16 protein-coding genes are annotated in these 15,077 nt (G+C 63.0%); 10 read left to right on the top strand and 6 right to left on the bottom strand.

Annotation, left to right across the window (positions count from 1 at the left end; translation table 11 throughout):
• Positions 1-41: 41 nt before the first annotated feature.
• Both DYZ14_RS02145 and DYZ14_RS02140 read left to right on the top strand, forming a co-directional pair.
• Positions 42-617, top strand: coding sequence for a cytochrome b (locus DYZ14_RS02145; RefSeq protein ID WP_445292227.1), 576 nt, complete (start codon positions 42-44; stop codon positions 615-617).
• An 8-nt stretch (positions 618-625) separates the two neighbouring features.
• Positions 626-1,429, top strand: a complete 804-nt coding sequence (locus DYZ14_RS02140; protein ID WP_154719127.1) for a RibD family protein — start codon at positions 626-628, stop codon at positions 1,427-1,429.
• A gap of 52 nt (positions 1,430-1,481) precedes the next feature.
• Here the strand turns inward: DYZ14_RS02140 and DYZ14_RS02135 are convergent, their stop codons facing one another.
• Positions 1,482-2,138 carry a TetR family transcriptional regulator gene (locus DYZ14_RS02135; protein ID WP_154719126.1) on the bottom strand — a complete coding sequence of 219 codons (657 nt, stop codon included), beginning with the start codon at positions 2,136-2,138 and terminating at the stop codon, positions 1,482-1,484.
• 259 nt (positions 2,139-2,397) lie between these two features.
• On the opposite strand from DYZ14_RS02135, the gene DYZ14_RS02130 reads away from it, so the two are divergent.
• From DYZ14_RS02130 to DYZ14_RS02105, 6 genes are all read left to right on the top strand, one after another.
• On the top strand, positions 2,398-3,285 hold the full coding sequence (locus DYZ14_RS02130) for a shikimate dehydrogenase (RefSeq protein WP_154719125.1): 888 nt from the start codon (positions 2,398-2,400) through the stop codon (positions 3,283-3,285).
• Between the two features lie 291 nt (positions 3,286-3,576).
• Positions 3,577-4,575 (top strand): TRAP transporter substrate-binding protein DctP, encoded by a 999-nt coding sequence (dctP, locus tag DYZ14_RS02125; protein WP_154719124.1) that lies wholly within the window; start codon positions 3,577-3,579, stop codon positions 4,573-4,575.
• A 68-nt stretch (positions 4,576-4,643) separates the two neighbouring features.
• On the top strand, positions 4,644-5,162 hold the full coding sequence (locus tag DYZ14_RS02120) for a TRAP transporter small permease (protein ID WP_154719123.1): 519 nt from the start codon (positions 4,644-4,646) through the stop codon (positions 5,160-5,162).
• Positions 5,159-6,460: a TRAP transporter large permease gene (locus tag DYZ14_RS02115; RefSeq protein ID WP_154719122.1), complete on the top strand. Its 1,302-nt coding sequence runs from the start codon at positions 5,159-5,161 to the stop codon at positions 6,458-6,460. Before DYZ14_RS02120 ends, DYZ14_RS02115 begins: the two co-directional genes overlap by 4 nt.
• A gap of 13 nt (positions 6,461-6,473) precedes the next feature.
• Positions 6,474-6,923 (top strand): type II 3-dehydroquinate dehydratase, encoded by a 450-nt coding sequence (locus DYZ14_RS02110; protein ID WP_195949784.1) that lies wholly within the window; start codon positions 6,474-6,476, stop codon positions 6,921-6,923.
• A 78-nt stretch (positions 6,924-7,001) separates the two neighbouring features.
• A complete protein-coding gene (locus DYZ14_RS02105) occupies positions 7,002-8,888 on the top strand; it encodes a bifunctional sugar phosphate isomerase/epimerase/4-hydroxyphenylpyruvate dioxygenase family protein (RefSeq protein WP_154719121.1) in 1,887 nt (628 codons plus the stop codon).
• A gap of 55 nt (positions 8,889-8,943) precedes the next feature.
• Here the strand turns inward: DYZ14_RS02105 and pcaF are convergent, their stop codons facing one another.
• From pcaF to DYZ14_RS02090, 3 genes are read right to left on the bottom strand one after another with little or no spacing between them, the layout of a single operon-like run.
• Positions 8,944-10,149, bottom strand: a complete 1,206-nt coding sequence (gene pcaF, locus DYZ14_RS02100) for a 3-oxoadipyl-CoA thiolase (protein ID WP_154719120.1) — start codon at positions 10,147-10,149, stop codon at positions 8,944-8,946.
• A 1-nt stretch (position 10,150) separates the two neighbouring features.
• Positions 10,151-10,822: a 3-oxoacid CoA-transferase subunit B gene (locus DYZ14_RS02095; RefSeq protein WP_154719119.1), complete on the bottom strand. Its 672-nt coding sequence runs from the start codon at positions 10,820-10,822 to the stop codon at positions 10,151-10,153.
• On the bottom strand, positions 10,819-11,541 hold the full coding sequence (locus DYZ14_RS02090) for a 3-oxoacid CoA-transferase subunit A (RefSeq protein ID WP_115668952.1): 723 nt from the start codon (positions 11,539-11,541) through the stop codon (positions 10,819-10,821). Before DYZ14_RS02090 ends, DYZ14_RS02095 begins: the two co-directional genes overlap by 4 nt.
• A gap of 127 nt (positions 11,542-11,668) precedes the next feature.
• Here DYZ14_RS02090 and DYZ14_RS02085 point away from each other — a divergent pair, with 127 nt between their 5' ends.
• Positions 11,669-12,430, top strand: a complete 762-nt coding sequence (locus tag DYZ14_RS02085) for an IclR family transcriptional regulator (RefSeq protein WP_154719118.1) — start codon at positions 11,669-11,671, stop codon at positions 12,428-12,430.
• Positions 12,431-12,461: 31 nt separating this feature from the next.
• Here DYZ14_RS02085 and DYZ14_RS02080 read toward each other — a convergent pair whose 3' ends face one another.
• The gene (locus tag DYZ14_RS02080) at positions 12,462-12,872 is read right to left on the bottom strand and encodes an acyl-CoA thioesterase (RefSeq protein WP_154719117.1); all 411 of its coding nucleotides are present in this window, start codon (positions 12,870-12,872) and stop codon (positions 12,462-12,464) included.
• Positions 12,873-12,978: 106 nt separating this feature from the next.
• Between DYZ14_RS02080 and DYZ14_RS02075 the strand changes: the two genes are divergently transcribed.
• Positions 12,979-13,953, top strand: coding sequence for a LysR family transcriptional regulator (locus DYZ14_RS02075; RefSeq protein ID WP_154719116.1), 975 nt, complete (start codon positions 12,979-12,981; stop codon positions 13,951-13,953).
• Positions 13,954-13,957: 4 nt separating this feature from the next.
• Here the strand turns inward: DYZ14_RS02075 and DYZ14_RS02070 are convergent, their stop codons facing one another.
• The gene (locus tag DYZ14_RS02070) at positions 13,958-14,986 is read right to left on the bottom strand and encodes a histone deacetylase family protein (RefSeq protein WP_154719115.1); all 1,029 of its coding nucleotides are present in this window, start codon (positions 14,984-14,986) and stop codon (positions 13,958-13,960) included.
• Positions 14,987-15,077: the final 91 nt, after the last annotated feature.

Raw genomic sequence — 15,077 nt, 5'->3', positions numbered from 1 at the left:
CCCGCCTGGGTTTATCGGGTCCATTGTTGGGGGGAATATCCTTGTCCAATACGAGCGAGACGAACATCCTTTCCAAGGCGACCTGTCCGTCGGAGGCGGTCATCCGGGTCGAGCGTTATCCGGCGACATCCCGCATTCTCCACTGGGTCGTGGCAGTGCTCGTGCTCGCGACATGGCCGCTGGGCTTCTTCATCCAGTTCACCAAAAAGGAGGTGTCCCTGGATTTCTACATGGTCCACGAGAGCTTTGGCTTCCTGGTGCTGTGGCTCATGCTGCTGCGCGTCGGCAACAAGCTCATTGCCAGGCCTCCGCATCCGGAAGGGCCGGCAATAGAGCGGTTCGCGGCGGCCGCCGTTCACGGCCTTCTCTATGTGTTCCTGATCGTCATGCCGATCAGCGGCTTCCTCGCCACCAACGCGCATGGCTTTCCGCTGGTCTGGTTCGGCCTTGTGCCGGTCTGGAGCCCGCTGGACAAGGCGCCAGACATTGCCGGTACGCTTTCCGCGGTCCACGCCTGGAGTGCGTGGATCCTTTTGATGCTGTTCGCGTTGCATATCGGGGCGGTGCTGCTTCATCATGTGATCAAGCGCGACAACACACTGTACCGGATACTTTAGGGCCGATAATGCGCAGTTTGGAGATCACCGAGGCGACGTGGGAGCGGCTTCTCGCCTTGCGGCAGGGAGCCGCCGATATCACGGGGACCGACGCCGCCCATGCACTCTATTCGCCGATCGCAGGCGCGCGCGAACGATTCGTTCTGGCGCAGGTGGGGCAATCGCTCGACGGGCGCATCGCCACTCCAGCGGGTGACGCGCGCGACATTTCCGGGCCTGACGGCCTTGCCCATCTTCATCGATGCCGGGCGCTCGTCGACGCTGTCATCGTCGGCGTGGGCACGGTCAGGGCCGACGATCCGAAACTCTCGGTCAGGATGGTCAAGGGGCCGGCGCCGGTGCGCGTGGTCGTGGACTGTCACGCGGCACTGGAGGGTGGCGAGAGCCTGTTTCATGATGGCGGGGCCCCGGTGATCGTGTTTCGCAGCGCGAGCACCAAGGGCCGGCCGTTGCCGGCGGCGGAGGTGGTAGACCTTGAGCCCAAGGTCCGCGGGCTCGACCCGCGAGACATTCTCGATGCGCTTGCAAGACGCAACCTTTTGCGGGTGCTGGTCGAAGGTGGTGCCCGGACGATCGCGCGGTTCATCGATGCAGGCCTCGTCGATCGGCTGCATGTCGCCATCTCACCGATCATCATAGGGTCCGGGCCGAGCGGGATCATGTTGTCGCCGATCGAGCGGCTCGCCGGCGCCCATCGCCCGATGACCGAGGTCTACAATCTCGGCAGCGACATCCTTTTCGACTGCCGGCTGGAACGGCGAAGCGCGTCAGACCGGCAGGGCGAGGATGACTGTGTGGCCGACCCGGCATGAGCTGCGCGACGGGCCGGTGGCCGGAGGAAATCCAAGGAAAGGCCGGTGAAGATCACGCGGCGACCGATTCCGGCGCTGCGAGATAGGCGATCACGGCATCCGAGATCATCTGTTTGTGGCGCGCGTAAATTACCGGTTCGGACAGGTTGCGGTGGAAGATTGTGCCGAACGTGTATCGGTTCGAGACCCGGAAAAAACAGAAGGCGCTGATCAGCATGTGCAGGTCGATCGCGTCGACGTTGCGCTTGAAAGCGCCTTCCCGCCTGCCTCGGTCGAGGATCTCCTGGATGGTGCGGATAACCGATATGTTGAGTTCGCCGATTTCCGTCGAGCGCCGCATGTGCATGGCATGATGGATGTTCTCGATGCTGACCAGCCGGACGAATTCCGGATTTCCTTCATCATGGTCGAAGGTGGAGGAAATGAGCTGGCGCAAGGCCGTTTCCGCCGGCATGTCGGCCAGCGCGAGATCGGATTCCAGCGCGCGGATCTTCCGGTAGGCTCTTTCGAGCACAGCCAGGTAGAGGCCTTCCTTGCTGCCGTAATAATAATAGATCATCCGCTTGGAGGTGCGGGTCTTTTCCGCGATCGCGTCGACCCGGCCACCGGAGAGGCCGAATTCGGCAAACTCCGTCGTGGCGACATCGAGGATGTTTTCCCGGGTCTTTTCCGGATCGTTCTTGCGTATGTCTCTGGCGTTTCCGGCCATGATCAATCCACTCCCCCCATGATCGCCGGTAAACCCTTGGGCTTCCTCGCGAACACTCGCCGTTTCGGCTCATTCTCCCTTCGTTTCTTAGTCACCTTGTCGCTGCGATTCAACCGGGCCACAATTGACACGAACTAGTTAGTACAATAATTCGGTAAGTATGGGGACGAAGGGCGGCCGGCGGATGGGCCGCCTGTCAGAGGACGCGGGAGGGTGAGGCGATCGGCCAAGGGGCCGACTGCATCGCCAGGCGAGGACAATGACCAGACGGGACGGAACAACACGGGCGGGCCTCATAGGCTCCGGAATTCAACGCTCGCTCACCCCCGCCATGCATATGGCTGAGGGTGCCGCACTGGGCTTTGACTATCGTTACGAATTGCTCGACCTCGATCTCAAGGGCGGCGGTGCGGAATCGCTGCCACATATCGTCAGGGAGGCGGAGGAACGCGGCTTTTGCGGTCTGAACATCACGTTCCCCTGCAAGCAGCAGGTGATCGGCCTGCTGGATGAACTGTCCGACGACGCCGCAAGGCTCGGCGCGGTCAATACGGTCGTACTTCGTGACGGCCGGCGGATCGGGCACAACACCGACTGGTGGGGTTTCGCCCAAGGGCTCCGCCTCCAGCTTCCGCAACCCGACCTGACGAATGTGGTGCAACTCGGCGCCGGAGGCGCCGGAGCGGCCACCGCATTCGCCGTCCTGCAACTCGGGGCGGACGCCCTGACAATCTTCGACGTCGACACCGCGCGGGCCGAGCAACTGGCCGCCGCCATGACTGGTCACTTTCCCAATGCCGCGGTTACCGCCGGGTCGGACCTGCGGCAGGCCATGGCTGGAGCGAGCGGGCTGGTTCACGCGACCCCGACCGGCATGGACAAGCATCCGGGCCTGCCTTTGCCCGCCGAGCTTCTCTACCCTCGGCTCTGGGTGGCGGAGATCGTCTACTTCCCGCTGGAGACCGCGTTGCTGTCCGAGGCACGACGCCGAGGCTGCAGCGTGGCGGACGGTGGCGGCATGGCAGTGTTCCAGGCCGTCGGCGCGTTTTCCCTGTTCACCGGACGCAAGGCGGATGCCGAACGCATGCGGGCGCACTTTCGCTCCTTGACCGGGAACCCGCCGGCTCCGGTCGAGCGGCGCGCCTGAGAAACAATGTCGATCCTTGCCGATTCTGTGGATGCGGACGTGCCGGGGTCTCCGGCAAGCGCGGTTGTGACCGCGCAAATTGGTGCTAGGTGAAGTTCAGGAGACAAGGGATATTTCAAGACCGGATCTGCGCCGCCGGCCAAATCCGGTCTTGATCGACGTCAAGTTCGGCTACGCCTATTGACATAAACGAACTATTTCGTACAAAAGTTATAGGGTCGGTCACGCGGCCGATCCCAAGGGGAGAAGTCCCGCATCCGTGGAGGCGGAAGGGACATTGAGGAGGAAGAAATGACCACCACACTCACACGGCGCCATTTGCTTGGCGCGACCTTTGCCGTCGCCGCTGCGGCCGGCATGGCGCTGTCGATGCCGGCCTTCGCTCAGGAGCCGGTTACGCTGAAGTTCTCGGCCGTGTTCTCCGAGCAGGACATTCGCGCCGGCATGGTGAAAATGTTCGCCGACGAACTCAAGGATGGCTTCAAGGTCGAGCCTTTCTACGGCGGTACGCTTTTCAAGCAGGGAACCGAACTCGTCGCGCTCCAGCGCGGCAACCTGCAGATGGGCAACATCGCCCCCCAGGATATTTCCAAGCAGGTGCCGGAATGGTCGGTGCTGACCTCGGCCTATCTGTTCCGCGATGCGGCCCATGTCCGTACCTTCTTCGCGAGTGACGTGGGTGCCGAATTCAAGAAGATGGCCGAGGAAAAGGCGGGTGTCCACATTCTCGGGCCGACCTATTTCGGTGCGCGCCAGGTCGGCCTGAAATCCGACAAGAAGATCTCGACGCCGGCGGATATGGCAGGTATCAAACTGCGCATGCCCGGGGGCGATGCCTGGCAGTTCCTGGGTGAGGCGATCGGCGCTAATCCCATTCCGATGGCCTATGCAGAGGTTTACACCGGCCTGCAGACCGGCGCCATCGACGGTCAGGACAACCCGCTGCCGAACGTCAAGAACATGAAGTTCTACGAGGTCATGTCCCAGATCGTCATGACCTCGCATCTGATCGGCTATGACCTCCTGACGATCTCCGCGGACGTCTGGAAGGGTCTCTCGGCCGAGCAGCAGGCGAAGATCCAGGCTGCGGCCGACAAGGCGATGCAGTGGAGTGAAGAACAGCATCTCGCCCAGGAGGCGAAGCTCGTCGAAGAATTCAAGGCCGCCGGCCTTGAGATCTACGAGCCCGACCTCGATGCCTTCCGCAAGTTCGCCCAGGAAAAATACCTCGGTTCGGACCTTGCAAAGAGCTGGCCGGAGGGCATCCTCGAAAAGGTGGCCGCTCTCTGATCCGCCGTCACCCGATGCGACGAGCCGGCCATGCCGGCTCGTCTGACGCAACAGGAAAGTGACCCCGGATGAGATCGAAATTTGCCATGGTAGGCGAGTGGCTGAGAAACCGCGCCGAGAACCTCATTGCCTTCATGCTTTTGGGCATGTTCGTGATCTTCCTCATGCAGATCGCGTTCCGCTACGTGCTGAACGTCTCGATCGGCTGGACCCACGAGGCCAGTGTCGCGCTGTGGATATGGATGGTGCTGTTCGGCTCCGCCTTTGTCATCCGGGAGATCGACGAAATCCGGTTCGACCTGTTCTGGGGCCCTGCCGCTGACGGGCCGCGCCGGGTCATGCAGGTGATCTCGGCAGTTTCCCTCGTATTCCTTTTCGGCTGGTCGCTGCCGGCCGTCATCGACTACGTTACCTTCATGAAGGTCGAGAGCACCGCCTATCTGAAGATCCGCTTCGACTATCTCTTTTCCATCTATGTCGTATTCGCGGTGGCCATGATCATTCGCTATGTCTGGCTATGCGTACAGGCCATTCGCGGCAAGGCGCCGGAAAGCTTCGACCCGACCAAAGCGAGTTCCGGCGTATGAACCTTGCCAGCCCCTTTTCCCTTTCGATCGTCGCGATCACCGTCCTCGCCTTTCTCGGCCTGCCGATAGGGTTGTCGATGATCGCCGGCTCGATCTTCTACCTCATGCTCTCGGGCGCCGACATGGGGATTGCCGCCGAGCAGTTCCTCAACGGCATGTATTCCAACTATGTCATCCTGGCCGTTCCGCTCTTCGTGCTTGCGGCCGAGTTCATGAACATAGGCTCGATGACGGAACGCCTCCTGTCCTTCTGCAATGTCCTCGTCGGCCGCTTCCGCGGTGGACTGGCCCAGGTGAACGTCGTGCAGAGCATCATCTTTGCCGGAATGTCCGGTTCCGCGATCGCCGATGCCGCGGGCACTGGCGGCATGATGCAGAAGCTGATGACCAACGGCGGACGCTATACGCCGAGCTTTGCGGCGGCACTCACCGCCGTCACGGCGGTTATCGGCCCGATCATTCCCCCCTCCATTCCGATGGTGATCTATGCGCTCGTCTCCGATGCGTCTATCGGTTTCCTTTTCCTCGCCGGCATCGTGCCGGGCCTGTTGATGGCCGCCTTGCAGATGGTGCAGATCGCCATCACCGCCCGGCGGAAGAATTTTCCCGTCGAGGAGCCGGTGCCGCTGCGCGAAATCCCCGGCATCACCTGGCGCGCGCTGCCGGCGCTCCTGATGCCGGTTCTGCTGCTCGGCTGCATCTATTCCGGCATCACCACGCCGACGGAGGCCGCTGCCCTTGCCGCAGCCTACGCACTGATCATCTCGGCATTCGTCTATCGCAGCATCAGCTTTGCCGCCTTCTACAGGGCCCTCTTCGTCAGCGCCAAGACGTCCGTTTCGATCGGCATGCTGATCGCCGGCGCGCTGGTGTTCAACTATGTGGTGACGATCGAGAACATCCCGGAAAGCCTGAGGGTGATCCTCACCGGCTGGGACTTGTCGCCGACCACCTTCCTGATCTTCGTGAACATCGTGCTGCTGCTGCTCGGATGCGTCCTGGAGGGGACAGCCATCCTGCTGATCATCGTGCCGGTCTTCATTCCGACGGCCCAGGCGCTGGGCATCGACCTGGTGCACTTCGGCGTCGTCGTCGTGGTCAACATCATGCTGGGATTGGTGACGCCGCCCTATGGGTTGCTGCTCTTCATCGTCGCCAAGATCTCGGGCGCCCCGGTGCGCGACATCATTCGCGACGCTGCCCCCTTCATTCTCTGGATGGTTTTCTGCCTCGGCGTGATCACCTTCCTTCCCGACACCGTGCTGTGGTTGCCCCGGCTCTTGGGCTACCAGGGTTGATAGGAGCTCCAAGATGAACGAGTTGAAGCCGATCTACATTCTGAACGGACCAAACCTCAACCGGCTCGGACGCCGCGAGCCGGAGATCTACGGGCACGACACGCTGGCCGACGTGGAGGCCTGGTGCAGGCAGGCGGCGGGCGAACGCCCTGTCGTCTTTCACCAGACCAACAGCGAGGAGAAACTGATCGATCTCGTTCACGAGGCGATCGACGAGGCTGCCGGTATCATCATCAATCCGGCCGCCTTCACCTTCACCTCGCTGTCCCTGCTCGACGCCCTGAAGATGTTCAAGGGGCCGATCATCGAATTCCACATCAGCAACGTGCATCGCCGGGAGCCGATCTATCACCGCTCTCACGTATCCATGACGGCGACGACGGTCATGGCGGGTCTGGGAGCCAAGGGCTATCCCCTGGCGGTGAGGGCGCTTGAACTGCTGATTGCGGAGAACAAGCGGTAAGGCGTCAGGTCCGGTGTCATCCGGTTCCATGGCCTTGGAAACCCGTTGGTCCTCCCCGAAATGTGCTGGAGCACGGACATGAAAACATCGATCGCAACCGTCTCGATCAGTGGCGACTTCGAGGAGAAGCTGGCGGCGATCGCCCGTGCCGGCTTTGACGGAATCGAGATATTCGAAAACGACTTCCTGGCCTTTGACCGCTCGCCGGCCGAGGTGGGCCGCATGGTGCGCGACCACGGACTGGAGGTTACGCTGTTTCAGCCGTTCCGCGATTTCGAAGGCATGCCCGAGCCATTCCGAAGCCGTAATTTCGACCGCGCGGAACGCAAGTTCGACCTGATGGCGGAACTCGGCACCGATCTCATGCTGATCTGTTCCAACACTTCCCCGGTCTCTCTCGGCGGCATCGACCGGGCGGCGGCCGACTTTCGCGAACTCGGCGAGCGGGCGGCGAAGCGGAGCTTGCGAGTCGGCTACGAGGCGCTCGCCTGGGGCCGCCACATCCATGACCATCGCGACGCCTGGGAGATCGTGCGCCGCGCCGATCACCAAAATATCGGTCTGATCCTCGACAGTTTTCACACCTTGGCGCGCAAGATCGACGTCAGTTCGATCCGATCCATTCCGGGCGACCGCATCTTCATCGTGCAATTGGCCGATGCACCGCTGATCGATATGGACCTGCTCTACTGGTCGCGCCATTTCCGCAACATGCCCGGCGAGGGCGACCTGGCCGTCACCGATTTCATGCGCGCCGTCGCGGCGACCGGCTATGACGGCTACCTGTCGCTGGAAATCTTCAACGACCAGTTCCGCGGCGGTTCGCCAAGCGCGATCTCGGCCGATGGACATCGCTCGCTCATCTATCTGATGGACCAGGTCAAGCGGGCGGACCCGGACATCGTCATGGGCGTTCCTGCCATGCCCGATCGTGCCGAGGTGGCGGAGATCGCCTTCGTGGAATTCGCCGTCGGCGACAGCGACGGTGCGCAACTGGAAAGCCTGCTTGAAACGCTCGGCTTTAAGGCGGTGGCTGAACATAAGTCCAAGGCGGTCACACTCTTCAGGCAGGGCGGCGTGAACCTCCTTCTCAACCGGGATGAAAAGGGGTTCGCCAGCGCCTCCTATCTGGTGCATGGCGCCAATGCCTACGCGATCGCACTGATGGTCGATGATGCCAAGGCGGCCTTTGAGCGCGCCGTAGCGCTCGGCGCGGAAGTCTTCGAGCAACAGGTCGGGCCGGGCGAGGTGGTCATTCCCGCTATCCGCGGCGTCGGTGGGGGCCTGTTGTATTTCCTTGACCGCACGGGCGATCTCGGCCGCATCTGGGAGATCGATTTCAAGCCGCTGCCGGTCGCCGACGGCGACGACGTCGGCCTGACGCGGTTCGACCACGTGGCCCAGACGGTCAAGTACGACGAGATGCTGACCTGGCTGCTGTTCTACACCTCGCAGCTCAAGACGCGGAAGACGCCGATGGTCGACATCATCGATCCCGCCGGTGTCGTGCGCAGCCAGGTCGTCGAGAACGAGAGCGGCAGTCTTCGCATCACGCTGAACGGCGCGGAAAACCGCAAGACGCTGGCCGGGCACTTCATCGCCGAAAACTTCGGTTCGGGCATCCAGCACATCGCCTTCCAGACGGACGACATTTTCGCGACGGCCGAAGCTTTGCTGCGCAACGGCTTTTCGACGCTGGCGATTTCGCCGAACTATTACGACGACGTGGAGGTCCGCTTCGGCATCGACCCGGATCTGGTCGAGCGGTTGAAGCGGCACAACATCCTTTATGATCGCGACGAGCAGGGGGAGTATTTCCAGCTCTATTCGCCGACCTATGGAGAGGGCTTCTTCTTCGAGATCGTCGAGCGCCGCGGCTATCAGGGCTATGGGGCGGCCAATGCGATCTTCCGCATCGCCGCCCTTAGACGCCATCTTCGTCCCGCCGGCATGCCGACGAACTAGCCGTTCCGGGCGATGGACCTACGACCTTCCCCGAGCGCGCGTGCCCGAAGCGCCTTCAAACACGCTCGAGCGCGATGGCGATGCCCTGGCCGACGCCGATGCACATGGTGGACAGCGAATAGCGGCCACCCGTCAGTTGCAGTTCGAGCGCCGCCGTGCCGGTGATGCGGGCGCCCGACATGCCGAGAGGATGGCCGAGCGCGATGGCGCCGCCGTTCCGGTTGACGCGCGGATCATCGTCGGCAATCCCGAGCTGGCGCAGCGTCGCCAGGCCCTGGGAGGCGAAGGCTTCGTTGAGTTCGATCACGTCGAACTGGTCCTGGGTCATGCCGAGCCGGGCCATCAGCTTCTGCGAAGCAGGGGCCGGACCGATGCCCATGATGCGCGGCGGAACACCGGCGGTGGCCCCGCCGAGGATACGGGCGATCGGAGTGAGGCCATGCCTTCTCGCCGCGGCTTCCGAGGCGATGATCAGGGCTGCCGCACCGTCGTTGACGCCGGAGGCGTTGCCGGCGGTCACCGTGCCGCCCTCCTTTTTGAACGGGGTGCCGAGCTTGGCGAGCGTCTCGATGGTCGTCGCGCGCGGATGTTCATCCTTGTCGACGACGACCGGATCGCCCTTGCGCTGCGGGATCGTCACCGGGGTGATTTCCTTCGCGAGCCGGCCGTTCTCCTGGGCAGCCGAGGCCTTGGCCTGCGAGCGCAAGGCGAAGGCGTCCTGATCCTCGCGGCTGACGGAAAAGTCAGCGGCGACGTTCTCGCCGGTCTCCGGCATCGAATCGACGCCGTATTGCTTCTTCATCAGCGGATTGACGAAGCGCCAGCCGATCGTCGTGTCGTGGATCTCCGCATGGCGGGAAAAAGCCGTCTCGGCCTTCGGCATGACGAAGGGTGCGCGCGACATGCTTTCGACGCCGCCGGCGATCATCAGTTCGGCCTCGCCGGCCTTGATGGCGCGCGCCGCGGTCATCACCGCATCCATGCCCGAACCGCACAGCCGGTTGATCGTCGTGCCCGTCACGCCGACCGGCAGGCCGGCAAGCAAAAGCGACATTCGCGCGACATTGCGATTGTCCTCGCCCGCCTGGTTGGCGCAGCCGAAGATCACGTCTTCCACCGCTTCGAAATCAACGCCCGCATGTTTGGCCATCAGGGCCTTCAGCGGGATCGCGCCAAGATCGTCGGCGCGCACCGAGGACAGGGACCCGCCGAAACGGCCGATCGGCGTGCGGATATAGTCGCAGATGAAGGCTTCGGTCATGTCAGAGCTCCGGTACGACGAGGTCGGCCACCGGACCGGGCACGAGAAGCTCGGCGCCGGTCAGGGACTGCAATTGTTCGAGCGAGATCGACGGCAGCTTTTCGCGCAGGACGAAGCGGCCGTTCTCGATGTCGATCACCGCAAGGCTGGTATAGACGCGTGTCACGCAGCCGACGCCGGTCAAGGGCAGGGTGCAGCGTTCGAGAAGCTTCGGCTCGCCCTTCTTCGTCACATGCTCGGTGATGACCGCGACCCGCTTTGCCCCGTGCACAAGATCCATCGCCCCGCCGACGGCCGGCACGCCGCCCGCCCCGACGCTCCAGTTGGCCAGGTCGCCGTTCTGCGCGACCTGATAGGCACCGAGAATGGCGACGTCGAGATGCCCGCCGCGCACCATGGCGAAGCTGTCGGCATGGTGGAAGAAGGCGGCGCCCGGATTGAGCGTCACGGCCTTCTTGCCGGCATTGATCAGGTCCCAGTCCTCTTCACCGACCGCGGGCGGCTCGCCGAAGTCGAGAATGCCGTTTTCGGTGTGAAACACAGCCTGGCGGCCGGGCGGCTGGTATTGCGCGACCATTTCTGGAAAGCCGATGCCGAGGTTGACATAGGCGCCGTCTTCGATGTCCTGGGCTGCGCGCCAGGCGATCTGGACGTTGGAAAGCTTGTCGGTCATGGATAGATCGCTCCCGCGCGGTTGAGGACTTCTTCCTGCTGAGGGTCGGAAACTTCGATCACCGCCTGGACGAAGATGCCGGGCGTAATGACGTTTTCGGGATCGATCTCGCCGGGCGCGACAAGCTTCGATACCTGGACGATGGTATGGGCCGCCGCCATGCACATCAGGGGATTAAAGTTCCGGGCCGCCTTGTTGTAGGTCAGGTTGCCATGCGTGTCGCCGACATGCGCCTTGACGATCGCGAAGTCGGCCTTGAGCCAACGCTCCTGGACATAGGGCCGGCCGTCGAATTCCTCGATCTTCTTGCCCTTGGCGAGATCCGTGCCGTAGGCTGTCGGGGTGTAGAAGGCGGGGATGCCGGCCCCACCGGCGCGGATGCGCTCGGCCAGCGTGCCCTGCGGCACCAGCTCGAGCTCGATTTCGCCGGCGAAATATTTGTCCGTGAAGACCTTGGGATCGGCTGAACGCGGGAAGGAGCAGATCAGCTTCTTCACCATGCCTTGTTCGATCAGTGCCGCGAGCCCGACATGGCCGTTGCCGGCATTGTTGTTCACCACCGTCAGGTCCTTCGGGTGGCCGGTCTCGACGAACCGGTCGATCAGCGCATGAATGAGCTCGATCGGCGCGCCGGAGCCGCCAAAGCCGCCGATCATCACGGTTGCGCCATCGCCGATCTTGGCCACGGCTTCGGCCAGGCTTGGGACTGTCTTGTCCATCGCAATCTCCTCGTTTGCCGCCGATCGCAATCAAGCGGCCTATCATATTGGATAGGAAAAGGAGGACTGTTCGGCAATAATTTTGTGCGATATGATGCATTTGTTGACATATCGCACGGAATCTACGATGGCCATCACCGAGCGCGACACCATGGGCGGCCTTGCCAAGGGATTGGCCGTCATCGAAACATTCACCGCCGACCACCCGCGTCAAAGCATTGCGCAGGTGGCGGCGGCCAGTGGCCTGGACCGGGCCACCGCGCGGCGCTGCCTGCTGACGCTGGCTCACCACGGCTATGCCGATTATGACGGCAAGTTCTTCACCCTGACGCCGCGCGTTCTGCGCCTTGGCACGGCCTGCCTCGCAACCATGCCGCTGCCGCAAATGGTGCAGCCGCTCCTCGATCGGCTGTCGGACGAACTCGGGGAAAGTTCTTCGGTGTCCATCCTCGATGGGGACGAGATCGTCTATGTCGCCCGCGCCGCCCAGCGCAAGGTCATGTCGATCGCCTTGATGCCCGGCTCCCGCCTGCCGGCTTTCTGCACATCAATGGGGCGCGTTCTACTGGCTGCGCTGCCGGACGACGAGATCCGCAGCCGCCTGACTGCGCACCCGCTTACCGCCCGAACGCCGCTTACCGTCACGGACCCTGACATCCTCCTGGATCGCATCCGTGCCGTGCGCGACAAGGGCTATGCCGTCATCGATCAGGAAGTGGAACTCGGCCTGCGCTCGATCGCGGTGCCCGTTCTCAGCGCGTGGGGCATCACCGTCGCCGCACTCAACCTCGGCCTTCCGGTGCGCGGGGATGATCCCCAGGATCTCGCCGAGCGTTATCTGCCTTCGCTGCAAGCGGTGCAGGCCGAGCTGAAGGCGATGATCCGATAACGATCGGCTTCGGCCCGAAATTGCTGTCCGGCTAACCGTTGAGCTTCTCCGCACCTTCGAGGATCTCGGGCGGCAAAGGTAGCGACTGGCGCGCCGCGAGATCGAAATAGACCGACACGGCGAGAAGCTCGGCGCAAAGCACGCCGTCGGCCTTGTTCGTCAGGCTGTGGCGGGTGGAAAGCGAGGTGCGTCCCACCTTTACCACCGAGCTCCTGATTTCGAACAGGCTGCCGACCGGGAGTTCCTGGCGAAAGTCGATCTCGTAGCGGCGATCGGCCCATCCCTGCCGGCGTTCTGTAATCCAGGCGGCCGAATAGCCGCAAGCCGCCATCAGGTGCCACAGCGACTGGTCGAAGGCGGCGATGTAGAACTGCACATTCATGTGACCCATCGCATCGCATTGTGCCGGGTAGACCACGCCTTGATAAGTCAGGATTGCCATTCTTCTATTCTCCTCCGGGTCCATCGAGCCAGTCTCCGGCTTTGACGGCAAATCAATTCATGCAATAGCTGTCGCTGCAAGCATACATTTGAGGAATGGTGCATCCATGGCTGGTCCGCGACGGCGTTTCGTATGGGAACTCGACTGGAACCTGCTGCGGACCTTCATGGTCATCGTGCAGGAGAAGGGTCTGACGGCGGCTGGCGAAAAGCTCTCGCTCAAGCAGCCGACCATTAGCAACGCGCTGAGGCGTCTCGAAACCCACATGGATTGCCGGCTCATCGAGCGAAACGCCTCGCATTTTTCGGTGACCCCGGCCGGACAGCGTCTCTTCAGCGAATGCGTCGCTCTGTTCGACATCGTCTCCGGCTTGCCGCAACGGATGGAACAGCATCCGGGCGACCTCACCGGGCATATCGATATCGCGCTGGCCAGTCATGTCGTCTGCCCCTTCTTCGACGACGTGCTCGCCGCCTTCCATCGCGCCTTCCCTGAGGTGACACTGTCGATGACGGTGGCGTCCAGCCACGAGGTCGCGGCAGCCGTGGCGAACCGGGATGCCAGCCTTGGCGTCTGCCTGATGGAAGAGCGCCACCCGAAGCTGGAATACGACCTGCTCTACCGCGAAGCCTTCGGCTATTTCTGCGGTCCCCGCCATCCGCTGTTCGGAAGGTCCGACCTTGCCCTTTCGGCGTTGCGCCACGAGCCTTACGTCTCCTTCAAGACCGACCAGATGTCCGGCGCATTGTGGCCCGTCGCCCTCCTGCGCCAAAAGGAGGGATTCGAGGGCGCGGTCATCGGTACCTCGTCGCATCTGGAAGAGGTCAAGCGGCTCATCATAGCCGGCTTCGGTTTCGGCCCCCTGCCGATCCATGTGGTCGAGGACGACGTGCGCGCCGGACGCCTCTGGCGGCTGCCGCCGCTCGACGAGGCGCCGATGGTCGACGTCCATCTCGTCCATGACCCCTCGGCGCGTCGGGGACGCGCCGAGGGACTGCTCCTTGCCGAACTCCGCCAGGCGATCGCCTCGCATCCGCTCGACGAGCGATCCTATCCCGGCCCGGGGAGCGAGCGGGCCTGAGGTCTCACCCGGCCCTTCCACCGTAGCCTGTCAGGAAGGATGTGAGGTTGTCGCCGAGCGCGTCGCAGAGATAACCACCTTCCTGGACGATGACCGCCGGGCGACCGAGCTTGGCGATCGCCTCGCCGATCCGGGCGAAACCGGGGGTCGAGACCGAAAGCCCGCCGAACGGATCCTGCTCGTAAGCGTCGAGTCCCAAGGCGATGACGATCGCGTCCGGGCTGAAGGCTTCGACGCGCCGCAGGCCGGCCGACAGTGCTTCGAGAAAGCTCGAATCATCCGATTTGCGCGCAAGCGGCAGATTGAGATTATAGCCGAGGCCCGGTCCTTCGCCCCGTTCGTCGGCATGGCCCCAGAAGAACGGATAGAAACGAACCGGATCAGCATGGATGGAGACGGTCAGGACGTCGTTGCGGGCATAGAAAATGCCCTGCGTGCCATTGCCGTGATGCAGGTCGACGTCGATGATCGCCACGCGTTCGGCCGAGCGTCTCAGCCGCTGCGCGGCGATCGCCGAATTGTTGAAGAAACAGAAGCCGCCGGCGACGTCGCTGAAGGCGTGGTGCCCCGGCGGGCGGCACAGTGCATAGCTCCACCCGTCCCCCGCCAGGACTGCGTCCGCCGCAGAGGTTGCACTCCAGGCGCTCCAGCAGGCGCTTTCCCAGGTCTCGGCCGAAATCGGGCAGGAGGTGTCGGCCATGTGATAGCCGGCCTGACCGACCGCCGAGGCCGGATAGGTGCCGCCGCGGGCGATCGGATGGATGTTCGGGACCACCTCTTCCGAGGCGCCTTCGATATGCTGCCAGCGTTGGTAGATCCGCTTGAGGAAGTCCAGATATTCCGGCGTGTGGATGGCCGAGATCGGACCGAGGCCGTGGTCTGCCGGCCGCTCCACGGAGAGACCCGCGGCGCGTGAACCCTCAAGCAGCCGCTCGATCCGCTCCGGCTGTTCCGGGTTGGGCTGGCGCCCGCCGCTCGACAGGAAGAATTTCGGATCGTGGCGTTTCTGTTCTTCGGCGTAGAAGACCTTCATCAGTTCGACTCTCCTTCAAGGCGCGGCCTGCCCGACCGTCCGCCGCTTGATAACCTGATCCGGACACGCTCCTTGCCGAGCAGACCCGACG

Origin of the sequence: Ciceribacter sp. T2.26MG-112.2, assembly GCF_900492205.1 — a bacterium.
Lineage (GTDB): Bacteria > Pseudomonadota > Alphaproteobacteria > Rhizobiales > Rhizobiaceae > Allorhizobium > Allorhizobium naphthalenivorans_A.
The sequence above is the reverse complement of the archived record's forward strand: the minus strand, read 5'-3'. Positions and strand labels throughout refer to the sequence as shown.

What these genes read in the sequence shown, in the direction of transcription:
- DYZ14_RS02140 (WP_154719127.1), top strand. Translation starts at nt 626, where the DNA reads ATGCGCAGTTTGGAGATCACCGAGGCGACGTGGGAGCGGCTTCTCGCC.
- DYZ14_RS02135 (WP_154719126.1), bottom strand. Translation starts at nt 2,138, where the DNA reads ATGGCCGGAAACGCCAGAGACATACGCAAGAACGATCCGGAAAAGACC.
- DYZ14_RS02130 (WP_154719125.1), top strand. Translation starts at nt 2,398, where the DNA reads ATGACCAGACGGGACGGAACAACACGGGCGGGCCTCATAGGCTCCGGA.
- dctP (WP_154719124.1), top strand. Translation starts at nt 3,577, where the DNA reads ATGACCACCACACTCACACGGCGCCATTTGCTTGGCGCGACCTTTGCC.
- DYZ14_RS02120 (WP_154719123.1), top strand. Translation starts at nt 4,644, where the DNA reads ATGAGATCGAAATTTGCCATGGTAGGCGAGTGGCTGAGAAACCGCGCC.
- DYZ14_RS02115 (WP_154719122.1), top strand. Translation starts at nt 5,159, where the DNA reads ATGAACCTTGCCAGCCCCTTTTCCCTTTCGATCGTCGCGATCACCGTC.
- DYZ14_RS02110 (WP_195949784.1), top strand. Translation starts at nt 6,474, where the DNA reads ATGAACGAGTTGAAGCCGATCTACATTCTGAACGGACCAAACCTCAAC.
- DYZ14_RS02105 (WP_154719121.1), top strand. Translation starts at nt 7,002, where the DNA reads ATGAAAACATCGATCGCAACCGTCTCGATCAGTGGCGACTTCGAGGAG.
- pcaF (WP_154719120.1), bottom strand. Translation starts at nt 10,149, where the DNA reads ATGACCGAAGCCTTCATCTGCGACTATATCCGCACGCCGATCGGCCGT.
- DYZ14_RS02095 (WP_154719119.1), bottom strand. Translation starts at nt 10,822, where the DNA reads ATGACCGACAAGCTTTCCAACGTCCAGATCGCCTGGCGCGCAGCCCAG.
- DYZ14_RS02090 (WP_115668952.1), bottom strand. Translation starts at nt 11,541, where the DNA reads ATGGACAAGACAGTCCCAAGCCTGGCCGAAGCCGTGGCCAAGATCGGC.
- DYZ14_RS02085 (WP_154719118.1), top strand. Translation starts at nt 11,669, where the DNA reads ATGGCCATCACCGAGCGCGACACCATGGGCGGCCTTGCCAAGGGATTG.
- DYZ14_RS02080 (WP_154719117.1), bottom strand. Translation starts at nt 12,872, where the DNA reads ATGGCAATCCTGACTTATCAAGGCGTGGTCTACCCGGCACAATGCGAT.
- DYZ14_RS02075 (WP_154719116.1), top strand. Translation starts at nt 12,979, where the DNA reads ATGGCTGGTCCGCGACGGCGTTTCGTATGGGAACTCGACTGGAACCTG.
- DYZ14_RS02070 (WP_154719115.1), bottom strand. Translation starts at nt 14,986, where the DNA reads ATGAAGGTCTTCTACGCCGAAGAACAGAAACGCCACGATCCGAAATTC.